Below are 20,112 nucleotides of genomic sequence, written 5' to 3' on the forward strand. Positions count from 1 at the left end.
TTTGTGGAACAAAATTATGACAAGTTCGTTGCGGTTGCCGAACTCACAGTGGAAGCCACGCTGACAGGTGTTGATCCACTATAGGAACCGATAAAGTTGTTGCCTGCATACATGAACAGTGTTGTATCCGATGTTGTATAAATTAAAGTTCCCGGTTTGGTCGATTGATTGCTCCAGAACAAATTGCCATTGAAGGTTCCTTTTGTTGAACTTGCCGAGAATTCGAGTCCCTTTTGTCCGGAGCCTTTAGCTGTGTTACGAAATATGTTGAAATTCATAACCCACCTCTCAGAACTACTGGTAACAAAAATGCCTTTGTTCTGTATCTCCGAAAAGAGATTACCGGTAACAATAGCATCGTTGGAGTCATTTGTAGCTTGAATGGCACAGACTCCGGAGCCGGTAATCAGATTGTAGGAAAGAACCAATTGGTTACAAGTATCAATGTAAATGGAATAGTTGGAACCGGTGATGAGGTTTTTATCGACTAAGCAATTAACTCCGCGAAATACCCTCACTCCGAAACCGCCGGAATTCCCCTGCAGAACATTGCCGCCAGCAACCATCCCGTAAACATTTCGACTATCGGCCGTATAGCCGCCAAATAGGATCCCATCGGTTGAACCGACTGCCATTGCGATAGAATTCCCCGTAACCTTGACGTTGTACAAATTACATGCCTGATCAACAGCGGCACGAACTTCGACCACAATTCCCTTGTCCTGAATCTGGCTTAAGACATTGTTTTCAATGGTACTGTTCTGAATCCCGTAAAGTCCCAACCCGTCGTACAAGCATCCTTCGATATGATTGTTGTGGATAAACACATCCCGATGGCTGCCGTTTTTATAAGAGGAGTGATTGCCAAACCCTATGGCATGGGAAGTATACAAGTCACTGGGAACAACTCTGCAATTGGTGATATAAATATTTTTGTTAATCGTAATATTCGCGTCCCCTAGTCCTTCGAAAGGTTGCGCAGCATTACCGTTACCCGAGTTCACAAAGTCAAGTTGGATCGCTTCTGTATTAGACTCCCTCAGCGGGTATCGAGAATTGCTAACCTGTCTTCTCATACCCGAGAAGGTGATGTTGTCCATCACGACATTCTTACACCCTCCGATCTCAATGGAATGAAAGCAGTACATATTTTGAATAACCATATCCTGGAACAAAATATTTTGCGAGTGATAAAATCTAAACCCGGATTGTACCGAGATGCCATCGTCATAAAACACACCATCACCTGGCACCTTCTCACCATAACGGACATTATAGTCGGCCCGGCAATCCCAGATTCCCCCGATAATGAACATTCCGTTATTGCGGGAATATCCAGCCATCGTTTCGTAACCCGGTATCAAATCTTGGGCAAACACCGTATCCGAGATTTGACTGTTCTTGATGAAATGTGCTCCTTTGTCAGCGTATATGCCAATACCACTGGCTAGATTAAATGTATCCCGAATGCCATATATTCCGGACGGAAAATAAAGGACGGCCTTCTGACCATCTGTATAAAGTTTGGTGATAAGCGCTCGAAGCTCGGTATCAATAAACTGGGTGGGAATGCCCTGAGCATTTAGCGTTGGATTGCCATTAGCCCAGTAGTTGCCTGCGCTATCTTGAAGCTGGGATACATCGATCCACAATGTCTGATTATTCGAGAACATAGAATAGATGCTGTCGATGATCTCGAAATTCGTGGATAGTTCGTCAGCGAGATCGTTTGGGTCAGACGGATTGGGAATGTACAAATTGAGGTTTGGCGTATATTGGGCCATATTTACACCACCTTATTAGTTGAAGTAGTTTGATTGCCAGTTCCGTTATTAACAATGGCATTAGCAGAAGAATAGGCACCGGTCATGATATTTCCATAAGCCATACATGAATTTGAAGACGTGTCTAAATTAATGCAAGACACCGCTTTAGTTGCTTGCGTGGAATGAAAAATATTGTTCGAGACACAACCGCCGGTATTTGCGCTGGTCCCGATGATGAACACGGTATAGGCGTTGCCAGTCTGGTTGGAGAACAGATTGGAGCTAACTAGAAACCCGCTGCATCCTCCATTCAATCTAAAGGTGTGCGAAGCATTATTGAATATTTCATTTCCTGAAAAGAGCAAGGACGAGCAGTTTGTGCCTAAGAGCGCATTTAATGTACCAAGACGGAATGTATTTCCAGTAACGGTAACTCCAATGCAATCTTCAACAACAATCGCTCTATAGAAAGCATCAAATACATTCCCGCCGATCGTAATATTCTCAACATTTTCCAAATCAAGAAAATGTGAATTCTGCGTTGGATTACTAAATACATTGTCCGCTACCATCAATCCAGTGATGGAGGTGAGGCCAACGAATTGTATATTTGCCGATCCTGCCACTGTTGTGTAATTCAGAAGTCTATTTCCACTAATCATATAATTGTTCAAGGTGTTAGCAGCTATTGAGCCTTCCTCTTTTACGGTAAGAAATCCTCCAGTGACATCAAAGGAGCTGCCAATTAAAGTTACGTTTTTGGTGTTCGTTAAGTAAATCGCTGTTCCGTCACATTCTCTGAATACACAGTTCGTTATTGACACGGTGTCGTTCGGATTAATTGCGTTTAGGGAACAACCGACTAAACTTCGGACATATTCTCCGGTTTCGAAGACACACGAGTCGATTCCAATATCGACACATGGCGTTACACTAGCGATATTACTTGCATAGGTTGGCGAGCCATTCCATGATCCTGTTACATTGGGAACTAAAGAAATCATTTCGTACTGTTTACTGGCCATATCGTAAGTTGTCTTTTTGGATTCTTCGAACCGGCAAGCCTTTACTTTAGCATTCTTGCAAGCTACAAACATAACCGCGCTGAAGCCGAACATGCCCTTGAATGAACATTCAGTGATCCGAATTTGATTAGCGTTAGCAAATAAAATAGCCTCTTTCGTCTTGGCGGTAATTACACCACCGGAAGCTGTGACATTCGCATCCGCCTTCATATTCCAGATCCCGCCTGTAACGGTTATGTTCGAGCTCCTTGTGTAACCATTGGTCGCCGTATCCAGTTCATTTGTCAAAATCCTTCCGTCACCCACTCGAATCAACTCTGCATAGGATTCTGCAATGATATGAACGTTCGATCTAATATTAATTCCGGGCCCACCGACACCGTATTTCCCGTTCGGAAAATACAAGATCAATCCTTTTCCGCCAGATGTCATCGTCGAGATGATGGCATTCAAATCGGTTTCAATCGTTGTCGTAGGCAAACCGTTGGTATTAAAGCTTGGTTTTCCATTTGCGAAGTATTGCCCGGAGCTGTTCTTTAGTCCCTGGACATTGACATAAATGAAACCCCGGGCATCGAATCCATCTAAAAGTCTATCTATAGTATTGAAGTCGGTTGCCAGAATGGAATGAATGATGGAATCTTCTCCGGATGCAGGAAGCAGCAATTTCATATTGGTCGAGTAAGTTGACATGATCTTCTCTCCTCTATACCGATTTGTTCACATCAGTAGCAATCGAGTTCGCGGCATTCAATGACAGTGCACCAGCCCCGTAGCATAAGTTGCCCCAAGTATTGATATGGCTTGCCGTGGACTCTGTACGGATGCTATTCGTAAAGGATATGGTCTGCACCAGCTGATTGGAAGCAATTACAACTTGTGAACTAGTTCCCGACACTTGAATCCCATATTGCGTTCCAGATGGAGTGTGATTGCCAATTGTATTTTCCGAAACAATGACTTGATTAGTTGAATCCACTTTAATGGGCGTCCCTGTTGATTGAGTAAGCGTGTTTTTCTGTACGTTGGCGAAACTGGAATTGGTAATCAAAATCCCGTTCGTACCTTGAGAGATACCATTACCGACTACGATGCTTTTTGTACACGAAGAGAGTTGGATGGCATTCGAAACGATTTTTCTGATCGTGTTCCCAGAAATCAAGAGATCATCAACATACTGCAGGTAAACACCTTTCGCCCCTGTAATCCCATCCGAAATCGTATTGTCCGTGATGGATACAAGGGAAGGTTTTTTCCCCGAAAGCCCTACGACGTTTACCCCTTCAATATTTTGAGACATAACGGAAATTAGATTTGTGGTGACAATGAACGATTTGCTTGCTTCAAAAGATGAAGCATGTTCCCTTAACACGACTCCATTCCCCTTAGAACGGATCTGATTCTTGGAGACAATGACATGGTGGGCATTTGTAATATCAATCGCATGTCCTTCTACCCCTGCCAAAAGATTATTCAGAACGCGAATCGACCAGCTGGGTGAAGCGCTTTCATATAGGGATTTTCGAAAGAAACACAAATGGGGCAATAAAGAACCATACGCGTCAGCCCTGTTGTCTGTAACGGAAATATCTTTGCAAATCGTCCCATCGGTATTCCCAACCGGAATGATTAAACCTGATTTACAAGCCTCTATGCGAACGCAAGCGGAGGTCGAGTTAAGCGAGATGTTTGGGCTTCCCGAGGGAATGGGCTTGAACCCTTCAAACCGGTTATTTCGAATGGTCACATACTGACATCCGAGCAGCTGAATCGTCGAATCGGAGTGGTTATTTACAAAACGACAGTTGGACACAATTACATTTTGAGCATGGGATAAATTCACGACGGGCCGGCCGAATGCATTTGTTCCAGTAGCATCCAGGTTACTGCTGTAGTCTTGCCTGCTATCCCAGATCCCCCCTCGAACCTCAACTTCTCTCATAAAATAACCAGTTGTTCCAGCCGCGCCCCGATTGGAGATCATCCCTTTTGTGCTCGTAATTGGGCTCCCCTTCTTCATAATCCGGGCCTCGGGATCCGCCACAAGTCGAACGTAGCTTCTAAGTTGAATTTCTTTGTCCGACCCTATCCAATAATTCCCTTTTGGGATATAAACGGATACGCCCTGCGGATGAGCACTTATTATTGCATTCACGACATCGCTTAGTTCACCATTCGTAGGAAATCCATTCGCGTCAAGAGAAGCGTTGGGATCGATCGGATAAATTCCAGATGACTTGTAGGCCGCAACACTCAGCATGCAATTGGAAGCCCCAAAAGGACCTCCAGTATATACATCTTGCTTCGGGATACCGGAGTATGCTGCATCAATTTTAGAAAGGTTATCATACATCGGTGTTACGAGACCGATACTTGATTCCGGTAGTAATAACTGCAGGTTGGGGGTATAAGTAGCAGCCCAAGCTCTTTTCGGTTGTAGTAAATCAAAACCCAGAAATGAACTAAGCATGGCTGTTCCTCCAATAGCACCACATACTGACAAAAATTTCCTTCGAGATATCTTAATATCTTCCAGTTTTTTCTTCATACAAACCTCCTTGGGGTTAGTTTGCGGTCCGGATGAATTCTTTGTTTATGAGAATGCTTACTAAAGTAGGAATGCAGACAAAGAAATCGTGGCTTTCAATTGTACAATCATTCAAATACGGCTTGCAGTTATAACATCTATTGTAATCCGAAATGTATGCATCTTTGCCCCATAGTAAAGCAACTGCGAGCCTTCGTCGATCAACTAGCAGTAATTCAGTTAAGCTCAATTCCTGCTTTTTCTAACAATTGGCCCCATGTAAAAAGGGTGTGGCGCTTGGTGCCTCGAGACACCGGATTCGTAAAACAAAGCAGCCTTCCGTCCGCATCGCGAAGCTCGAATCTTCTCCAAACATAATCCTGGTCTTTCCACGAAAATTCTGATTCAAAGCTGAAATGATCCGATTCCACATCTACCGTCTCGATCACGGTGCCGTTCTCGATTGTCAACAGACGGGAACCTTCACCGCCAATTATCGTCCATACCCCTCGAACCATGCCGTCACCGTATCCGTCAAGCGCTTGCGTTAAATCATTTCCGAATATGAATGTCCGACCCCCGGCCTTAAACTCAACCTCCAGTTCCGGACCGCGCGATACATAGACATTGCCGGCACGCAGACCGCTTAATATGTCTTCCGGCGTCAGTCGATCGCACAGCACGTAGGAGCTCGGATCCCCGATCGAATCCGGCGGACAGCCTTCCTCATAGCTTTGATCTGGCCGAAGATGGGTATCCGAACCACCGACTCCAGGCACGCGGTACCCATCGTTCCACAGCGTGTTCCACAGTACCATCGTCTGCTCGGCCAGAGCTTGCGAAGACATTTTGGTTGGGCTGTTCCATATTTCCAGCAGATCGACATAACGCAGCGGCGAACCAGGAAACCTCCAAGCGAAGCGCCCGGCTAGCGGGTGATTGAACGTACGTAACGCCCCCAACGAACCGGCTTTCTCCATCAAACGATTCTGCCCTTCCTGTGAATGCATGCCGCCATCTTCCTTGCCTACTCCCCAGCAGTCGATCCATCCCGTCAAACCCAGAGCATTCCAGTCGCCCTTACCGAACGATGTGAACTCCATACCTGGGATAACCAGTGGGCCGCCTTTGGGCCAGCATGAGGGAATCACATTGTGCTCGGTGACGAAGAAGTAATCCAGCCGTTTCACTTCTGCCTGCAGAGTAATTTCCCTAGGCGACATCAGACCGTCGGACAGTGTTGTATGGCCATGCAAATCGCCTTTGTACCAGCGGCGGACCGATAGCTTACACTCTTTCCAAGGGTAGCGGTTCAGTAACATATTGCGTCCGGCTCCTTCGCCCTCGCACCAAATATCGAGGTCCTCATTCTTGCTAAAGACCTCCGGTGAAACATTTCCGCTGCCTGTCTCCCATTCGATCTCGAATTCCGCCGGAAACTTGCGCAGAAATTCGACTGTCCATGTACCAGGGTTAATGTCCCCGGAAACGGCGGTTGCACTCGTCAAGTGAGGGTCCTTGTGCAGCAGCACCCTGCGCGGCTCGTTGACGTCCAAATGTGAATACCTTTTGCGGCCTTCGGGATCCCGGATAACAATCTGGTGCCACGTCCGTGGTTTCCCGTAATCGAACTTAAGAAGCATCCAATCAGCAGGCTGGCGAATCTCGAACGATAACGCAGACTCCGGCGCCTGTACCCCAATCTTCGAATGTGTATGGTCCATACGTTTCCCTCCCTATTCCTTCAACGATCCGAGCATAGCGCCCTTTACGAAGTACTTTTGCAAAAAGGGATAAATGATCAGAATCGGCAGCGTCGTAAACAGAATGGCCGCCGCCTTGATCGTTTCCGGGCTGGACAGCACGCCTGAATGGACCGCAACCGAATCTAGTCCTGAATCCGCGGCACTGCTGGCCACCATGTTCTTCAGCTTCAACTGGAGCGGATACAGGTTCTTGGAACGGATATAGATCAGTGCCCCGAAATAAGCATTCCAAGTACCAACTGAGTGGAATAAGGCGATAGTCGCAAGGACCGGCATGGATAGGGGCAGCACAAGACGTGCGTACACGCCGAACTCGCCGCTCCCGTCAATCTTCATTGCATCCACCAATTCGGAGGAAATGTTCTGAAAAAAAGTTTTCATAATAAACACGTTATAAGCCCCGAGCGCCCCCGGAATTATGAGTGCCCATAACGAGTTGATCATGCCCAGTTGTTTGACGACAAGATAACTCGGAATAAGCGGAACCGGGAATATAAAAGTTAACAAAATCAGTCGGGTGATAAGTCTCCTTCCCGGCATCATGGGCCGGGTGAGGGTGAAGGAGAGCGAGGAGGTCAGAACTAGGCACAGGATCGTCCCCATCACTGTTATGTAGACGCTTACCCCCATGGACGTCCACATGTCTTTCATGCTTAATAGAGACTGATAAACTTTCATTTGAAAGCCTTTAGGCCACAAGACAACCATCTTGCTGTTTGCGTACAGCGGATCGCTCAAAGAGACGGCAAGCAAATGGATCATGGGAGCGATCATCGTGAAGCACAAGACGACAAAAAAAATCCCGTTAGTCCATTGAAACATTTCCAAGCGCTGCTTAATTTTCATGTTCGGATCCTCCTAGTAAATGCTTTCCCCGGTCGTTTTGCGGCTCAGTTTGTTCAAACCGACGACAAGAATGATGCCTACGACAGACTTGAATATGCCGATGGCCGTCGTATAGCTGTATTGGCCTCCCATCAGTCCGACGCGGTACACATACGTATCGAACACTTCTCCGACTTCTTTGACTAAGGGGTTCAGGAAGAACAGCACTTGTTCGACGTTTGCATCAAGCAAATGGCCGATACGAAGCATGAGCAACACGATGATGGCCGGTAAAAGCGAAGGAAGCGTAATGTGCCAGATCCGGCGGAATCGGCTGGCTCCGTCAACCATAGCGGCTTCATATAGGTTTGGATTAATCCCGGAGATCGCCGCCAAATATATGATCATCGACCAACCCACTTCCTTCCAAATTCCAAGGCCGATTACAATGCCCAAAAAGTATCTAGGTTCGGTCAGGAAAGAGATCGATTCGATGCCGAAAAATTTGCCTAGCAAAGCGTTTATCAACCCTTGCCTCGAGAGCAGGTCGGTAAAGATCCCGCCCACGATAACCCAGGACAAAAAGTGAGGCAAATACAGCAAGGTCTGGGTCGTCCGCTTGAACCAGCTAAGCCGGATCTCATTCAGCAGGAGGGCAAGCAGCAGAGGAGCGGGAAACCCGAATAAAATGGAATACAGACCGAATTTGAGCGAGTTTTTCAATACCATCAAGAATTCCGGATAATCGAACATGAACTTAAAATACTTAAGACCTACCCACTTACTGTGTAATAACCCGCTGAACAGGTTGTAATCCTGAAAAGCGATCAGGTTGCCCACCAGAGGAATGTATTTGAAAATAACAAAGAAAGCGAGTCCAGGGAGAGCGATCAGGAGCAACACCCAGGAATCCAACGTTTGGCCTTTTCGAAACAAGGTGAAGCCTCCCTTCTGAAGTTTCTATTCTGTGATAGAAAAGGGCCCTCTTGCCGTTTATATGGAGAGGGCCTCTTGAATGGTTTTGCCAATACGGTTCACTTTATTTCTTATTAAAGCTGTTGTACCAGTCGGTCGCTTCCTTAATGGCCGCGTCGCCCCCGCGCTTCTTCCAGTCCGCGACGAACGCATCGAAACCTTTGTCCAAGTCTTCTTTGCCTACCACGAGCTTCACGAACCAGTCATAGAACAAGCTGCCTGTTACAAAACCGACGTTCAGCTCCGGACGTCCGTCCATCGCTTTGAGAGTAGGCATATATACGGCATCGTTGTTCATAATCGTCGATTTCGAGTCTTCATACCCTTTCAGAATCTTGTCGTTGTTAGCCTGCGCTTTGATTACCAGTTGATTGTTCAGGCCGTTCTCGCGAACGTTCATGGAAAGCTCGAAAAACTCCTTCTCATTCAGCTCCGTATTGTTCGGACCTTTCGGATCGAATTTAACCTGTCCGCCCTCTTCAGTGTAGTTATTGTCTTTGATGCCGTAGGCGAAGAACTTATCTGCTGCCGGATCGCCCCATGCCCAATCCAGGAATTTAACTATCTCTTCCGGATTTTTCACGTTGGAAGGAATGACCCAGACAAAATAAATTTGATCCGTCCCGATTTGCAGGAAATTTTCACCTTTCGCGCCCTTAGGAGGAACCGCCATCGTAATGGAGGCTTTTGGCTGATTCACGAACTGAGTTGGAGTAATGCCGGCGTACTGGTAAGTTGCAGCCCCCCATGCGCCGACGAGACCCTTGTTGATATCTGTACCTCGGTCGCCCTGCTTCTTGGTAATAAAGTCCTTTTCGATGTAACCATTATCATAAAGCTTCTTGTAATAGGCAATAGCGTCCTTCATTTGCGGCTGGATTATATCGGGCTGCATCTGGCCATTTCGTACGTGCCACGTTCCCGGCCTTACTCCGAACGAACCGGTGAACACATCGTTCCAGGACATGTTGTCCGTTAATGAAAGCGCCCACTCGTTATTTTTATCGCCATCTTCGTTCATATCATTGACTTTGACGCCTTCGGCGTACTTCAGAAATTCATCCAGCGTTTTCGGAACTCCCATATTCAACTGATCCAGCCAATCCTGCCGGTAGAACATGATTCGATCCGCCGGAGCGCCGTTCAGAACTGGAATGCCGTAAATTTTGCCGTTCTTCATGACTTTCGGACTGTTCCAAGCGATCTGTGGGATTTTCTTCTTAATGTTCGGTCCATATTTATCCAGAAGCGGCCCAAGATCCGTGAATACCCCCCGGTCCACAGCACCCTGATGAACATCCCAATCCACACTGCCGGTTCTTACAAGGTCGGTTAGTTCTCCCGATGCGAATCGAAGCGACAACTGCTGCCGGAAATCGATGTCGTGTCCGAGAAATTCATAGCTCAAATTGTAGCCTGACAACTTGCTCAGTTCTTTGATGTATTTGTCCTTCTTGTCTTCCGGGCCTTTGGAAGCAAATCCGGCGTTGGAATGCGACAGCAGAATCTTGATGTTCTTGTTGACCGGCTTAACCGCTGCCGTCCCCGCCGGTGTGCTGCCGCCCGTTCCAGGCGTCCCGGTGTCGGAATTGCTTCCGCACGCGGCAAGTACGGCGCTGGATATCAAAATACAAGCAATCGATGCCGTTACGGACTTTTTCAATTTAACCGCCACTTTAATCCCCCCAATAATCCATTCGTATTTGCCTTGCTGTTATTGATTATAGAGGATGGTTTTTTCCGTTAATATGGAATAATTAATGAAATCTTGTAAATTCTCACCGTATTCGGTAGGAACCTCGAGACATACGGATTTGCGATAATCAGAAGGAGACATCCCCGTATATTTCTTGAATGTCTTGGAGAAATAGGCATAATCATCAAAACCGACTGCTTCTCCCACCGCGTATACTTTCGCGAACGGATTTTGCAGAAACAACTTGGCCTTTTTCATACGAAGTTGTGTTAAATAATTGTTGAACGTAACCCCCATTTCTTTCTTGAATGTAATGCCTAAGTAATTAGGGGATATATACAAATGCGTCGCTGCATCCTTCAAGGAAAGATCAGCATTCAAGTAATTTTCTTCTATGAATGCCGTTACGCTCTTGATCATTCGATTGTAGCTCCACCAGTTCCTTGAAACCCGAATTTGCTCTGCTAAGACGGATAGGCTTCTACTTATGGAAACGTACAATTCCGATTTATCGAACGGCCCCTCCGGTAAACTTAGGGCTTGAAGCGGCAGACCACTCTGATTCAACTCCTGGAGCTCCCCATTCAGCACCACCAAATAATAGTCGAATCGCTTTACGAGCTCCAACGTAGTGCTTCCAGTCTCAGGGGATAGTAAGTTGCGGATTCTCTCCAGCTCAGTGACGAGCTCTGTCTCATTCAAATGCCATATTGATTTAGCCGTGCGTTCAGCATGAGTCTTCCATGCCCACATCCACTCGCTTGACATTGAACTCTTTTCATCCTTCTGATACAACCGGGTTTGAATTTTTCGCATAACCGATAGAAAATAGTCCGGATCAATCGGTTTCAATAAGTAGTCGGCAACTCCGCAGCGCAACGCACTCTGGGCATACTCGAAATCCCCGTATCCGGAAACGACGAGAAACTCCGGCTCGAAACTTCGTGACGACAGGTTGCGAATCAGCTCCAAACCGTCCATTCCAGGCATTCGAATATCCGTGATCAGAAGATCCGGCTTCAGCTCAAGACTCATTTGAAAAGCATGGTTGCCGTCTTTAGCCTCTCCGACTACCGCAAAACCTTCGGAATCCCTCTCGATCAAAGTTCTTAAGTTAAGCCGAACCATCCGTTCGTCATCCGCAATCAGTACTTTGTACATGGTTGTTCAAGACTCCTTCCATATATGGTAACATCATTTGGATCTCAGAACCTTGTTCTCCGGATTCAACAATTCGAATTCCATATGGATGGCCAAAACCCAAACGAAGCCGTGAATGCACATTCCATAAGCCGATTCTTTGGAATGGATTGAATCCCGCTCGCAACATTTTCGCTTCCGTCACCGATTCGAAGGCCTCGTTGTATTTTTCCATCAGCTCCGGCGGCATCCCCATGCCTTCGTCCCTAATATATAGGGAGTACATCCCTTTCTCCGCAACGCCGTTGATGAATAGGATCCCAGGTGTTAAACCGTGCTTCTCATACGCGTGCTGGAACACGTTCTCCACAAGAGGCTGCACGGTAAGACGAAGCAAATAAACACAATCCAGCATGGTCTCGTCCACGTTAATTTCTACCTTTAAATCCTCGAACCGCTGCTCTTGAACTTTGATATAGTTGATTATATGGTCTAGCTCCTCCCGGAGATTGACAACTTGATCCGGATTGCTGATGCTGTACCGGAATATGTTAGAGAGATGCACAGTCATCTGACTGATCGGCTTCACATTTGCCATCACCGCATAAGAATTGATAACTTCCAATGTATTGTATAAAAAATGCGGGTTGATTCGGGATTGCAGAGCCGCCATGAGCGAATCCCTATGTTTCAGCTCAAGCTCCTTTTCCCGTACCCTGGTCGCATGGATTTCCACAATTAATTTTCTGACTTCATGGAACATCCGATAAAACAGAATGAATGCCAAAACCAATATGAGAGCCCCAATGATGAGAGTCAGCAGTTGAAGACGCAAAAGTCCTCCAAGCAATTCGTACTTGGACGTTTCCGAAATAACTTTAAAACTTGTCAATTTTGAAATCTGGTAAACTATCAATATTTTGCCTTTCGGCCCGTCTTTTTCAAATCGCCCGCTGGTTGAGTCCATCATACCTGACCAAGCCTCGGGCAGTGCGGTTCCCCATTTATCCCGATCGGAGTGATAAATAATTCGGTTTTCATCGTTCACTATTGCGATTGACCCGTTTTTGCCGTAAGGCTTCATATCCACTATTTTCAGCATCTGACTAAGAGGCAATGCCAAAATGAGAGCTCCGGCGGGTTCATAAGTCACATTGTCGATTACCTTCCGGTAGATTGCAACGACTGGCTCATCGTTTTTTTCCGTTATTCCGAGAATTTTGAAGCTTTGTTCCAACAGAGGCATATTGAGACGACCCGTTATCCAAGGACCCGGCATAAAATCGCCGTAATATCCACCTTTGGCCGAAATAATGGAGAAGCCGTAAACATCCTTACGCATATTGGGTACAAGTTCATTCGAAATACGCCCCTTCAAGCGGAACATTTCGTATGTGTTAAACGGATCCGCCTTGATGAACTCCTGAACGAGGGGATGGCCAGGAATGGCCAACGAATCCGCCTTTATGCCGGCGAAGTATTCATCCAATTGAGCGTTTACCCGGCTGATCAGCTGCTCATTGTAATAAATTCCGCTCTCCTCAATAGTCTCAGCCGACTTCGCGTACCAAATCAGACACGAGAATAAAAAAGGAACGCAGAATAAAACGACAAAGAACAGAAGCAGATTTTTCTTGATGGACAAGGGCTGGCGAAATCTTTTCACGACCTTCTCTCCTTTTGGAAAATGCTGTTCGATATCATCCATTTTGTGGTTTGCATAATCTTTACAAGAAGAAAGCGCTTGCTATTTATAATCGTAAAAACATGTGATACATCTATCACATGTTCGTGCTGAATTCCGAAATTCGTGTCTATCGTGTATAATAAACAGTTCTATACTGAGTGCCTCGATAAGGTCAGACTGTCACGATTTCGACACCTGCGTCACGGAACGCTTTGATGTGAGCTTCCGATGCTTCTTTTCCCGTAATGAACTTATGCAGGGCTCCGACCGGCGCAATCGTATGCAGAGAAATTTTGCCGATTTTTGTGTCATCAGCAACGACGATAATTTCCTGAGCCGACCTGATCATGCCTTGCTTAGTCGGAACCAGTTGGGCTTCTGGATGGGTTAGTCCGAATTTGGGATGTATAGCCGGCGTTCCTATAAACGCCTTCTGTACGTGCATTGTGCCGAGTATCTGATCGGTAAACATCCCGTTTAGCATGAAGCTGGAGCGATACAGCTGACCGCCTGTGACAAAAACATTGACGCCCGGAGCGTCCCGAAGCTCTGCGGCAATATTGATGTCGTTCGTAACCACCGTAATGCCGGAGCGTTTCTGAAGATTCTGGGCTATATACATTGTTGTGGTACCCGAGTCAAGGATGATATGATCTCCGTCTTCAATTAGATCAGCGGCGGCCTTCCCGATCCGCATCTTTTGCTCCACTTGCTCATGTGCCCGCTCTGAGAAGGAGGCCTCATTATTGGCTCCCTGATCCACAACGACGCCTCCGTGCGTCCTCCTCAGAAGTCCTTCAAGCTCGATCTCTGCCAGGTCCCGCCGGATTGTCGCTTCATGAACCTGAAATTCATTGGCCAGAGCTGCAATTGTGGCAACCCGCTTTTTCTTCACAAATTCTAACAAGCGCATTTTCCGTTCTACAGCTAGCATGCGGTACCCCTTCTTTACAAAATGTTTATTTGCACTCATTTATGTTTGTTTGTTATTTTAAGATTAGTTGAGAAGAAAGCAAATTGTCAACTAATCTTTACCATAACTATTAATTTTCATGGTTTCCAAATGTAAAATACACATTAACATGTTAACAACCGACAAAGCAGAATATATTAAAATATATATTGACAAATGATTCCACAAAAATTACATTAATATTGCACAAATGAGCATAAATGAATAATATATGCATCATTTCGAGCACAACCCAATATAGAGGAGGTTTACAAAATGAGCATAGAATTCGAATCCCCTCAAGAAGAATCCGCAAGCAAACGTCCAATAAGCAGAAGAAAGTTGTTAGCTACGATGGGTATGGCAGGTGCTGCGGTTATTTTGTCAGCATATGGCGGCGACAGCGTCCGAGGAGAAAGCGTAACTGAAGCTACGTACGGCCAGGACGACGATGACAAGCACCCCGGGAAGCCCAAGGAATCAAAGCCAGTGTCCTCTACAACGATTGCTGAGCTACGGCGCACGAAGAAGCCTTCGTTTGGTGATGCATACTTCATAACCGACCCTGATCAGGAAGGATACTTTGTTTACGACCCGAGCGATACCGTCTCCGAAGACAATATTGGCACTATTCTGGTAAGCGCTTACGGTGCCCGATTCAAGCGGATCGTGAACAATAATACGGTAAACGCCAAGTGGTACGGGGCAAAAGGAGACGGAACAGCAGACGATACACCTTCAATCCAAGCCGCTTTGAACGAAGCTCTCCGTTGGCCAAACGTAATAGTTAACGTTCCTTCGGGAACCTATCGTATGACGAAGGAATTATACATATTTAAGAATACTTATTTGAAAATGGACGAATCCACCGTCCTACTCCGCAGCCATGACGGCAATGTAATCCGCAACTACAGAGCAACGGACGTGTTCTATAACTATGAAGGCAATGGGAATATCACGATCGAGGGCGGGGTGCTCGATTGCAACGGTGTCAAGTTCACCCGGGTTTGCAATGGAATCGCACTGGCGCATGCGGAGAACATTACGCTGCGGAAGCTGACGATCAAGGACACACAAAGCGGCCACGGTGCGGAATTGACAGGTGTCCGCCACGTCTTGATTGATCGATGCCGTTTTGTAGGCTTCATGTTCACAACGCAAAATTACTCCGAAGCGATTCAACTGGAGCCAGCCATTAAAGCCGGGTTTATCGGGCAAGCCGCGGACCACACGCCTACCCATTATGTAACGGTGCAGCATTGCTATTTCGGTCCAAGCGGTACACCCGGCACGGTGCCATGGCCTTGCGGCGTTGGTGCGCACGGCTCATACCCAGATGCTTATTTCGAACATATTATCGTAAGCGAGAATGTGATGGAAAATTCCACCTACTGGGCCATTCGTCCTTTTAAATGGTTAAATTCCGTTATTACCGGCAATCACTTGATTAAAGTAAATGGCGGCTTCTTCGTCTCTACACCTTCTGCCACTTCTGCCTCCTCCAAGGACGATGCCGGCGTATTCCACCCGGTGCAGCCAGCAAGCACTCTAATCATTGAAAACAACATTATCGACACAGCCACCAACAACGGCGTTTATGTCGAAGGGTTTCCGGAAGGCTGCGGTGAGAAGCTGATCATCGCCAACAACATTTTTAAGAACGTCGATGGCCAATCCGTCAGCTTGCGTTGCAGTAACTGCGTCGTCACCGGCAACATCCTGGAAGGCGCCAAGAAAAATGGCATCTTTATAACGGAAAGCAGCAACGTAATCGTCTCGGACAACTTGATACGCAATGTTAATTTACATGGAATTCAAGTCAACAACTCGAAACGGGTGTTCGTCAACAACAATTCTATAACAAACGCCAGTCAGAACGGAGACAACACCAATGACGGGATTTCGTTCACCGGCACAGGATCGGAAAGCCGGATCATCGGCAATGTGGTGCGAACCGAAGCAGGCAAGAAAAAAGTTCGCTACGGTCTGAACGCTGTCGCTGCGATCACCATGCTGACCCGCTTGCAGAACGATTTAAGGTGCGGAGCAGCAACCGCCAATCTGCAGGATTTGTCTGTAACTCCAAACACTTCATTCCAAGATTTAGCATAATTTGAGCGAAGGCTGTCGGACCAATTCTCCGACAGCCTTTGCCTGTATAGGAGGTTATTCCAAGCAACAGTACTTGAATAGCTATTGTATAATACTCCTTTTGGGATTTGATGAATATCCCGTTGTAACAATGACAAAGAACAAAAGGAGTTTAAAATGCTTCATGCTCCCGTACCTCCTATTTGTTGAATAAATCCGAACAAAAAAAAGTGAGCTAGACCTATTCACGGCTAGCACACTTTTTTTCTGCAATTCAGTGAATATTCATACATACATTATCTCTTGATTTTTGAAAATCTATCTCTTTAATTATGACAATATTCTCTCCAATTTTGACACCACAGAGTGTGATATTCCAGAATTAATTAGAAAACGGATCACGCAAACCCCGCGCGGCTCCGTTTTTGTTGTTTCAAAATTCGTTAGAAATATCTCTGCATAACAACACAATAGGTGGTTTGTTGCAGAATTCGTTAGAATAAATTTAAGGGCGATATTTAATGAATATTCATTTACTGCATAAATATACAGCGAATCAGTGTAATAAAAACTTGGGCTACATGTTCGGCATAAATCCCGCTGTACTGGTCGGCAAAAATCATTAGCCCAGCCCTTTACGGACAATGTCGAAGCGCCCGTTCGATCGTCTCCGCAATACACACCTCATACACGCGATGACCTTCCGGCGAAGGATGGACACCGTCGTCTTTGCCGCTGTTCTCCACGGTAAGCAACAGATCATGCAAGCTTCCGCCATTTGCCAGATGAGCCGCCCAAGCCAGCGCAATGTCGGCAAGCGCAACGCCGCACGCCGGCAACGTCGCGGATCGTACGGCTGTACATGTCGATCCGCGCTTGCGCTCCCCCGCTTGCTTCATACCATTCCCGCGGGCTTCTGGCAAAGTAATCCGATTCAGGTCCTCCCTCGATAATAGGATGGATCGTACATAGAATCGGAGTTGCTCCGCCTGCGGTCAGCGCACGGCATATCTCAATCAAGTTTTGGCGGAAAGCAGGCACGTCCACCCTCGGATAATGACCGCTTCCATAACGTGATCGTTCATCCCGAACGCAACGATGCAAATATCCGCCTTTCGTTCCAGTACCGTTTGCAGTCGCGCCAAGCCTTGCGCGGAGGTGTTCCCGGCTACGCCTTCATTATGAATCGCACATTCGAACCGCTGCCCGAGTCTCTGCAAATACGATTCGTCCTCCCCAACCCGAACACCCGCTGTGATACTGTCGCCAAAACCGACAATGACCATAAGTCCCCCATGTCCCTTCCATTTCAGCTTATCGTCGCGACTTCGTCCAAACCCACGCGCAGGTCGGCAACCGTATTGTTACGTTCCGCTTCGTATAACCGCCATATGACGCGCAAGCTTTGCAGGCTTACTGGACCGTCCACCAGCGGCCTTTTCCCTGTGCGGATGCAATCGAGGAAATGCAGAATTTCATAATGCGTGCTTTTCCCGCCTTGCGGTGCTTCCAACAACAGCTTGGTCCGCGAAGCGGTATCCAAATTCGCCTTCTCCTCCCGGATATTCGTATGCGCGTATAGCTTCCATTCCTTTAAATCCGCTTCCAGCATGCCTTCCGTGCAATGAACGTGAATGCTGTAGCCGAGCCGGGTGCCTCGCGCGCCCCATGTACCGAAATGATAGCCGACCGCGCCGCTTTCGAATTCAATGGCAACATCGCTTGTTCCTTCTTTTTCCATCCATGGCGTGCCCAACCTCGTTCCCATGTGCGTTCCCCACACCGGGCGTCCCAGGAACCAGAGCATCAGATCGACGTAATGGCAGCCATGGCTGAAAAACTGCCCTCCCCCGAGAGTTGAGGCGGAATGGGCCCAATGACCATCGTGGTATTTCGTAAACTGTTCCGTCCATACCGACATATGGAACACATCGCCGTATTGTTTCGAATCGATGAGCTCCTTCAACTTGACGATAATCGGCCAGAATCGAACGGGGTAAGCTGTCATGAGGATCAGCCCGCGTTGATCCGCCGTACGAATCAAATCGAGGCCTTGCTCCTCGGTATTGCACATCGGCTTCTCCATGAGCACGTGTTTCCCTGCTTTCAAGCACGTCATGCCCACCTCGTAATGCAAATGGTGCGGAAGTACGATCAACACCGCATCGACATGCTCCAGCAATTCATGATAATCGGTAACGGCTGTCGAGATGCCGAGCAAGCTCGCCGCCGATTGCGCGCGTTCCAGCTCGATGTCGCATACCGCCGCAGCCGATGATGCCTATGCGAATTTTGGTCATGGTTCTCTCCCTCTTCGTTGTGTATTTCCGTTACAATTCGACCCATTTGCCTTCCTCTAGTGCGCGATCGGCCGCGAAGCCGATCCTGTGCCCGTAGATCGAGTCGGCCAAAGTCGTCGTCGACAGGGACGGCGTTTGCCCCCGAAGCACTTGCAGGAAATCTTCCACCAGCCGGTAATCTCCCCCGCCGTGCATGTCGCCGGATACATTCAATTCGACCCGCTCCTCCGAATAGCCGCCCCGCGAACGAAGATCCGGATGCCGAACGACGAAGAAGCCGTCTTCAAGCACCCCTTCGATTTCGCCTTTTGTCCCGATGAGCCGGATTGAACGGCATGGCTTCGATACGTTGCCCGCCAAATTGAACGTTGCCGTCGATCCGTCCGCGAATTCGACGAGCACGGACTGATGATCGACGACCGTATTGTCGCAGCGCCAGACGCAGCGCCCGAACGGATTGTCCGTACGGAGCGACTCCGTCTTCTGCTCGATTGTCGGGGTCAGGCTCAGCGACTCGATGCCGTGCCACACGTAAGTACCCCAGAGCCCATGCTCGATGTAATGCTTTCGCGCGGAGTACAGGCATGACGCTTCAATCGGGCAATCGACAAGGCAGCGACTGCCCGCGCCTTCCGGCGCATTCTCCTCGCGGAAAAACGCGCGGCTCCCGAAGCTGGCGACCCGCACGGGCGCAATGCCGTTTTTCATCCAAGCGAGCAGATCCATATCGTGGGAGCATTTTTGCATCAGCATGGTCGACCCGCCATTGTCCTTGCGATTCCACTTGCCGCGGACAAATACGGCGGCGATTTGATGGTAGCTGACATGCTCGGAAAGCTGCAAATTGAGAATGTCGCCGATCTCGCCACTGGCTACCCTGCGGCGAATTTCCGCATAGAAAGGGGCATACCGCAAAACGTGGCAGATCATTACGCTGGCGCGATGCGCCGTCGAAGCCTCAAGCAGTTGCAGCACTTCCTCCTCCGTCGTGCCGATCGGCTTCTCAAGCAGCACATGATATCCCGCCTGCAGCAGCGGAATGGTCGTCGCGACGTGCAGGTGGTCCATCGTCCCATTAAACGCCGCATCGGCAATTCGTTCTCCGCTCGAGACCAGCGCCTCCACCGTGGGGTAGCACCGCTCCGGTGGTATGCCGAAGCGTGCCGCGGCTTCCTTTAGCCGCACTTCATCGGGGTCGACGACGCCGACAATGCGCAGCGCATCGGGGTCGATGTTCGCATAGGATGCGTAAAGCATGCTTCGATGCCCGGCGCCGACAATGACGGCGGTAATGGGCGAAGACAGTTGTTCAGATCGCGTATTGGCTTGCAAATCGTACAGCATGACATGAACCCCCAGTTG

The 20,112-nt window shown here is 47.8% G+C and carries 15 protein-coding genes; 1 reads left to right on the forward strand and 14 read right to left on the reverse strand.

All coding sequences use genetic code 11. From position 1 onward, the window contains the following. Window positions 1-14 precede the first annotated feature (14 nt). The 10 genes from AC58QD_RS11870 to AC58QD_RS11915 all read right to left on the reverse strand — a co-directional run bounded on the left by AC58QD_RS11870 (window position 15) and on the right by AC58QD_RS11915 (window position 14,341). On the reverse strand, window positions 15-1,784 hold the full coding sequence (locus AC58QD_RS11870) for a right-handed parallel beta-helix repeat-containing protein (protein ID WP_497333349.1): 1,770 nt from the start codon (window positions 1,782-1,784) through the stop codon (window positions 15-17). 2 nt (window positions 1,785-1,786) lie between these two features. Further along, window positions 1,787-3,484 carry a hypothetical protein gene (locus AC58QD_RS11875; RefSeq protein ID WP_497333351.1) on the reverse strand — a complete coding sequence of 566 codons (1,698 nt, stop codon included), beginning with the start codon at window positions 3,482-3,484 and terminating at the stop codon, window positions 1,787-1,789. 13 nt (window positions 3,485-3,497) lie between these two features. Beyond that, window positions 3,498-5,339: a right-handed parallel beta-helix repeat-containing protein gene (locus AC58QD_RS11880; RefSeq protein ID WP_497333353.1), complete on the reverse strand. Its 1,842-nt coding sequence runs from the start codon at window positions 5,337-5,339 to the stop codon at window positions 3,498-3,500. A gap of 215 nt (window positions 5,340-5,554) precedes the next feature. Further along, window positions 5,555-7,042 (reverse strand): CehA/McbA family metallohydrolase, encoded by a 1,488-nt coding sequence (locus AC58QD_RS11885; RefSeq protein WP_497333355.1) that lies wholly within the window; start codon window positions 7,040-7,042, stop codon window positions 5,555-5,557. A 12-nt stretch (window positions 7,043-7,054) separates the two neighbouring features. Next, window positions 7,055-7,930 (reverse strand): carbohydrate ABC transporter permease, encoded by an 876-nt coding sequence (locus tag AC58QD_RS11890; protein WP_497333357.1) that lies wholly within the window; start codon window positions 7,928-7,930, stop codon window positions 7,055-7,057. Window positions 7,931-7,942: 12 nt separating this feature from the next. Further along, the gene (locus AC58QD_RS11895) at window positions 7,943-8,845 is read right to left on the reverse strand and encodes an ABC transporter permease (RefSeq protein WP_497333359.1); all 903 of its coding nucleotides are present in this window, start codon (window positions 8,843-8,845) and stop codon (window positions 7,943-7,945) included. A gap of 103 nt (window positions 8,846-8,948) precedes the next feature. Continuing rightward, window positions 8,949-10,559, reverse strand: coding sequence for a type 2 periplasmic-binding domain-containing protein (locus AC58QD_RS11900; protein ID WP_497333361.1), 1,611 nt, complete (start codon window positions 10,557-10,559; stop codon window positions 8,949-8,951). Window positions 10,560-10,598: 39 nt separating this feature from the next. Next, entirely contained in the window at window positions 10,599-11,741 is a 1,143-nt protein-coding gene (locus AC58QD_RS11905; protein WP_497333363.1) for a response regulator transcription factor, read from the reverse strand. Further along, entirely contained in the window at window positions 11,716-13,386 is a 1,671-nt protein-coding gene (locus tag AC58QD_RS11910; RefSeq protein ID WP_497333365.1) for a sensor histidine kinase, read from the reverse strand. The genes AC58QD_RS11905 and AC58QD_RS11910 overlap by 26 nt, the downstream gene beginning before the upstream one ends. A 193-nt stretch (window positions 13,387-13,579) precedes the next feature. Beyond that, on the reverse strand, window positions 13,580-14,341 hold the full coding sequence (locus AC58QD_RS11915) for a DeoR/GlpR family DNA-binding transcription regulator (protein ID WP_497333367.1): 762 nt from the start codon (window positions 14,339-14,341) through the stop codon (window positions 13,580-13,582). Window positions 14,342-14,635: 294 nt separating this feature from the next. On the opposite strand from AC58QD_RS11915, the gene AC58QD_RS11920 reads away from it, so the two are divergent. Then, the gene (locus AC58QD_RS11920) at window positions 14,636-16,471 is read left to right on the forward strand and encodes a glycosyl hydrolase family 28-related protein (RefSeq protein WP_497333369.1); all 1,836 of its coding nucleotides are present in this window, start codon (window positions 14,636-14,638) and stop codon (window positions 16,469-16,471) included. A 614-nt stretch (window positions 16,472-17,085) separates the two neighbouring features. Here the strand turns inward: AC58QD_RS11920 and AC58QD_RS11925 are convergent. The 4 genes from AC58QD_RS11925 to AC58QD_RS11940 all read right to left on the reverse strand — a co-directional run bounded on the left by AC58QD_RS11925 (window position 17,086) and on the right by AC58QD_RS11940 (window position 20,094). Then, window positions 17,086-17,349 (reverse strand): hypothetical protein, encoded by a 264-nt coding sequence (locus AC58QD_RS11925; protein WP_497333371.1) that lies wholly within the window; start codon window positions 17,347-17,349, stop codon window positions 17,086-17,088. A gap of 117 nt (window positions 17,350-17,466) precedes the next feature. Continuing rightward, on the reverse strand, window positions 17,467-17,736 hold the full coding sequence (locus tag AC58QD_RS11930; RefSeq protein ID WP_497333373.1) for an SGNH/GDSL hydrolase family protein: 270 nt from the start codon (window positions 17,734-17,736) through the stop codon (window positions 17,467-17,469). A gap of 23 nt (window positions 17,737-17,759) precedes the next feature. Next, window positions 17,760-18,671: a Gfo/Idh/MocA family protein gene (locus tag AC58QD_RS11935; protein WP_497333375.1), complete on the reverse strand. Its 912-nt coding sequence runs from the start codon at window positions 18,669-18,671 to the stop codon at window positions 17,760-17,762. Between the two features lie 109 nt (window positions 18,672-18,780). Beyond that, window positions 18,781-20,094 (reverse strand): Gfo/Idh/MocA family protein, encoded by a 1,314-nt coding sequence (locus tag AC58QD_RS11940; RefSeq protein WP_497333377.1) that lies wholly within the window; start codon window positions 20,092-20,094, stop codon window positions 18,781-18,783. Window positions 20,095-20,112: the final 18 nt, after the last annotated feature.

This window comes from Paenibacillus sp. J2R1T-4 (assembly GCF_059692235.1).

Coding starts and splice junctions, on each gene's coding strand:
- AC58QD_RS11870 (WP_497333349.1), bottom strand. CDS start 1,784: ATGGCCCAATATACGCCAAACCTCAATTTGTACATTCCCAATCCGTCT.
- AC58QD_RS11875 (WP_497333351.1), bottom strand. CDS start 3,484: ATGTCAACTTACTCGACCAATATGAAATTGCTGCTTCCTGCATCCGGA.
- AC58QD_RS11880 (WP_497333353.1), bottom strand. CDS start 5,339: ATGAAGAAAAAACTGGAAGATATTAAGATATCTCGAAGGAAATTTTTG.
- AC58QD_RS11885 (WP_497333355.1), bottom strand. CDS start 7,042: ATGGACCATACACATTCGAAGATTGGGGTACAGGCGCCGGAGTCTGCG.
- AC58QD_RS11890 (WP_497333357.1), bottom strand. CDS start 7,930: ATGAAAATTAAGCAGCGCTTGGAAATGTTTCAATGGACTAACGGGATT.
- AC58QD_RS11905 (WP_497333363.1), bottom strand. CDS start 11,741: ATGTACAAAGTACTGATTGCGGATGACGAACGGATGGTTCGGCTTAAC.
- AC58QD_RS11915 (WP_497333367.1), bottom strand. CDS start 14,341: ATGCTAGCTGTAGAACGGAAAATGCGCTTGTTAGAATTTGTGAAGAAA.
- AC58QD_RS11920 (WP_497333369.1), top strand. CDS start 14,636: ATGAGCATAGAATTCGAATCCCCTCAAGAAGAATCCGCAAGCAAACGT.
- AC58QD_RS11925 (WP_497333371.1), bottom strand. CDS start 17,349: ATGAAGCAAGCGGGGGAGCGCAAGCGCGGATCGACATGTACAGCCGTA.
- AC58QD_RS11930 (WP_497333373.1), bottom strand. CDS start 17,736: ATGGTCATTGTCGGTTTTGGCGACAGTATCACAGCGGGTGTTCGGGTT.
- AC58QD_RS11940 (WP_497333377.1), bottom strand. CDS start 20,094: ATGCTGTACGATTTGCAAGCCAATACGCGATCTGAACAACTGTCTTCG.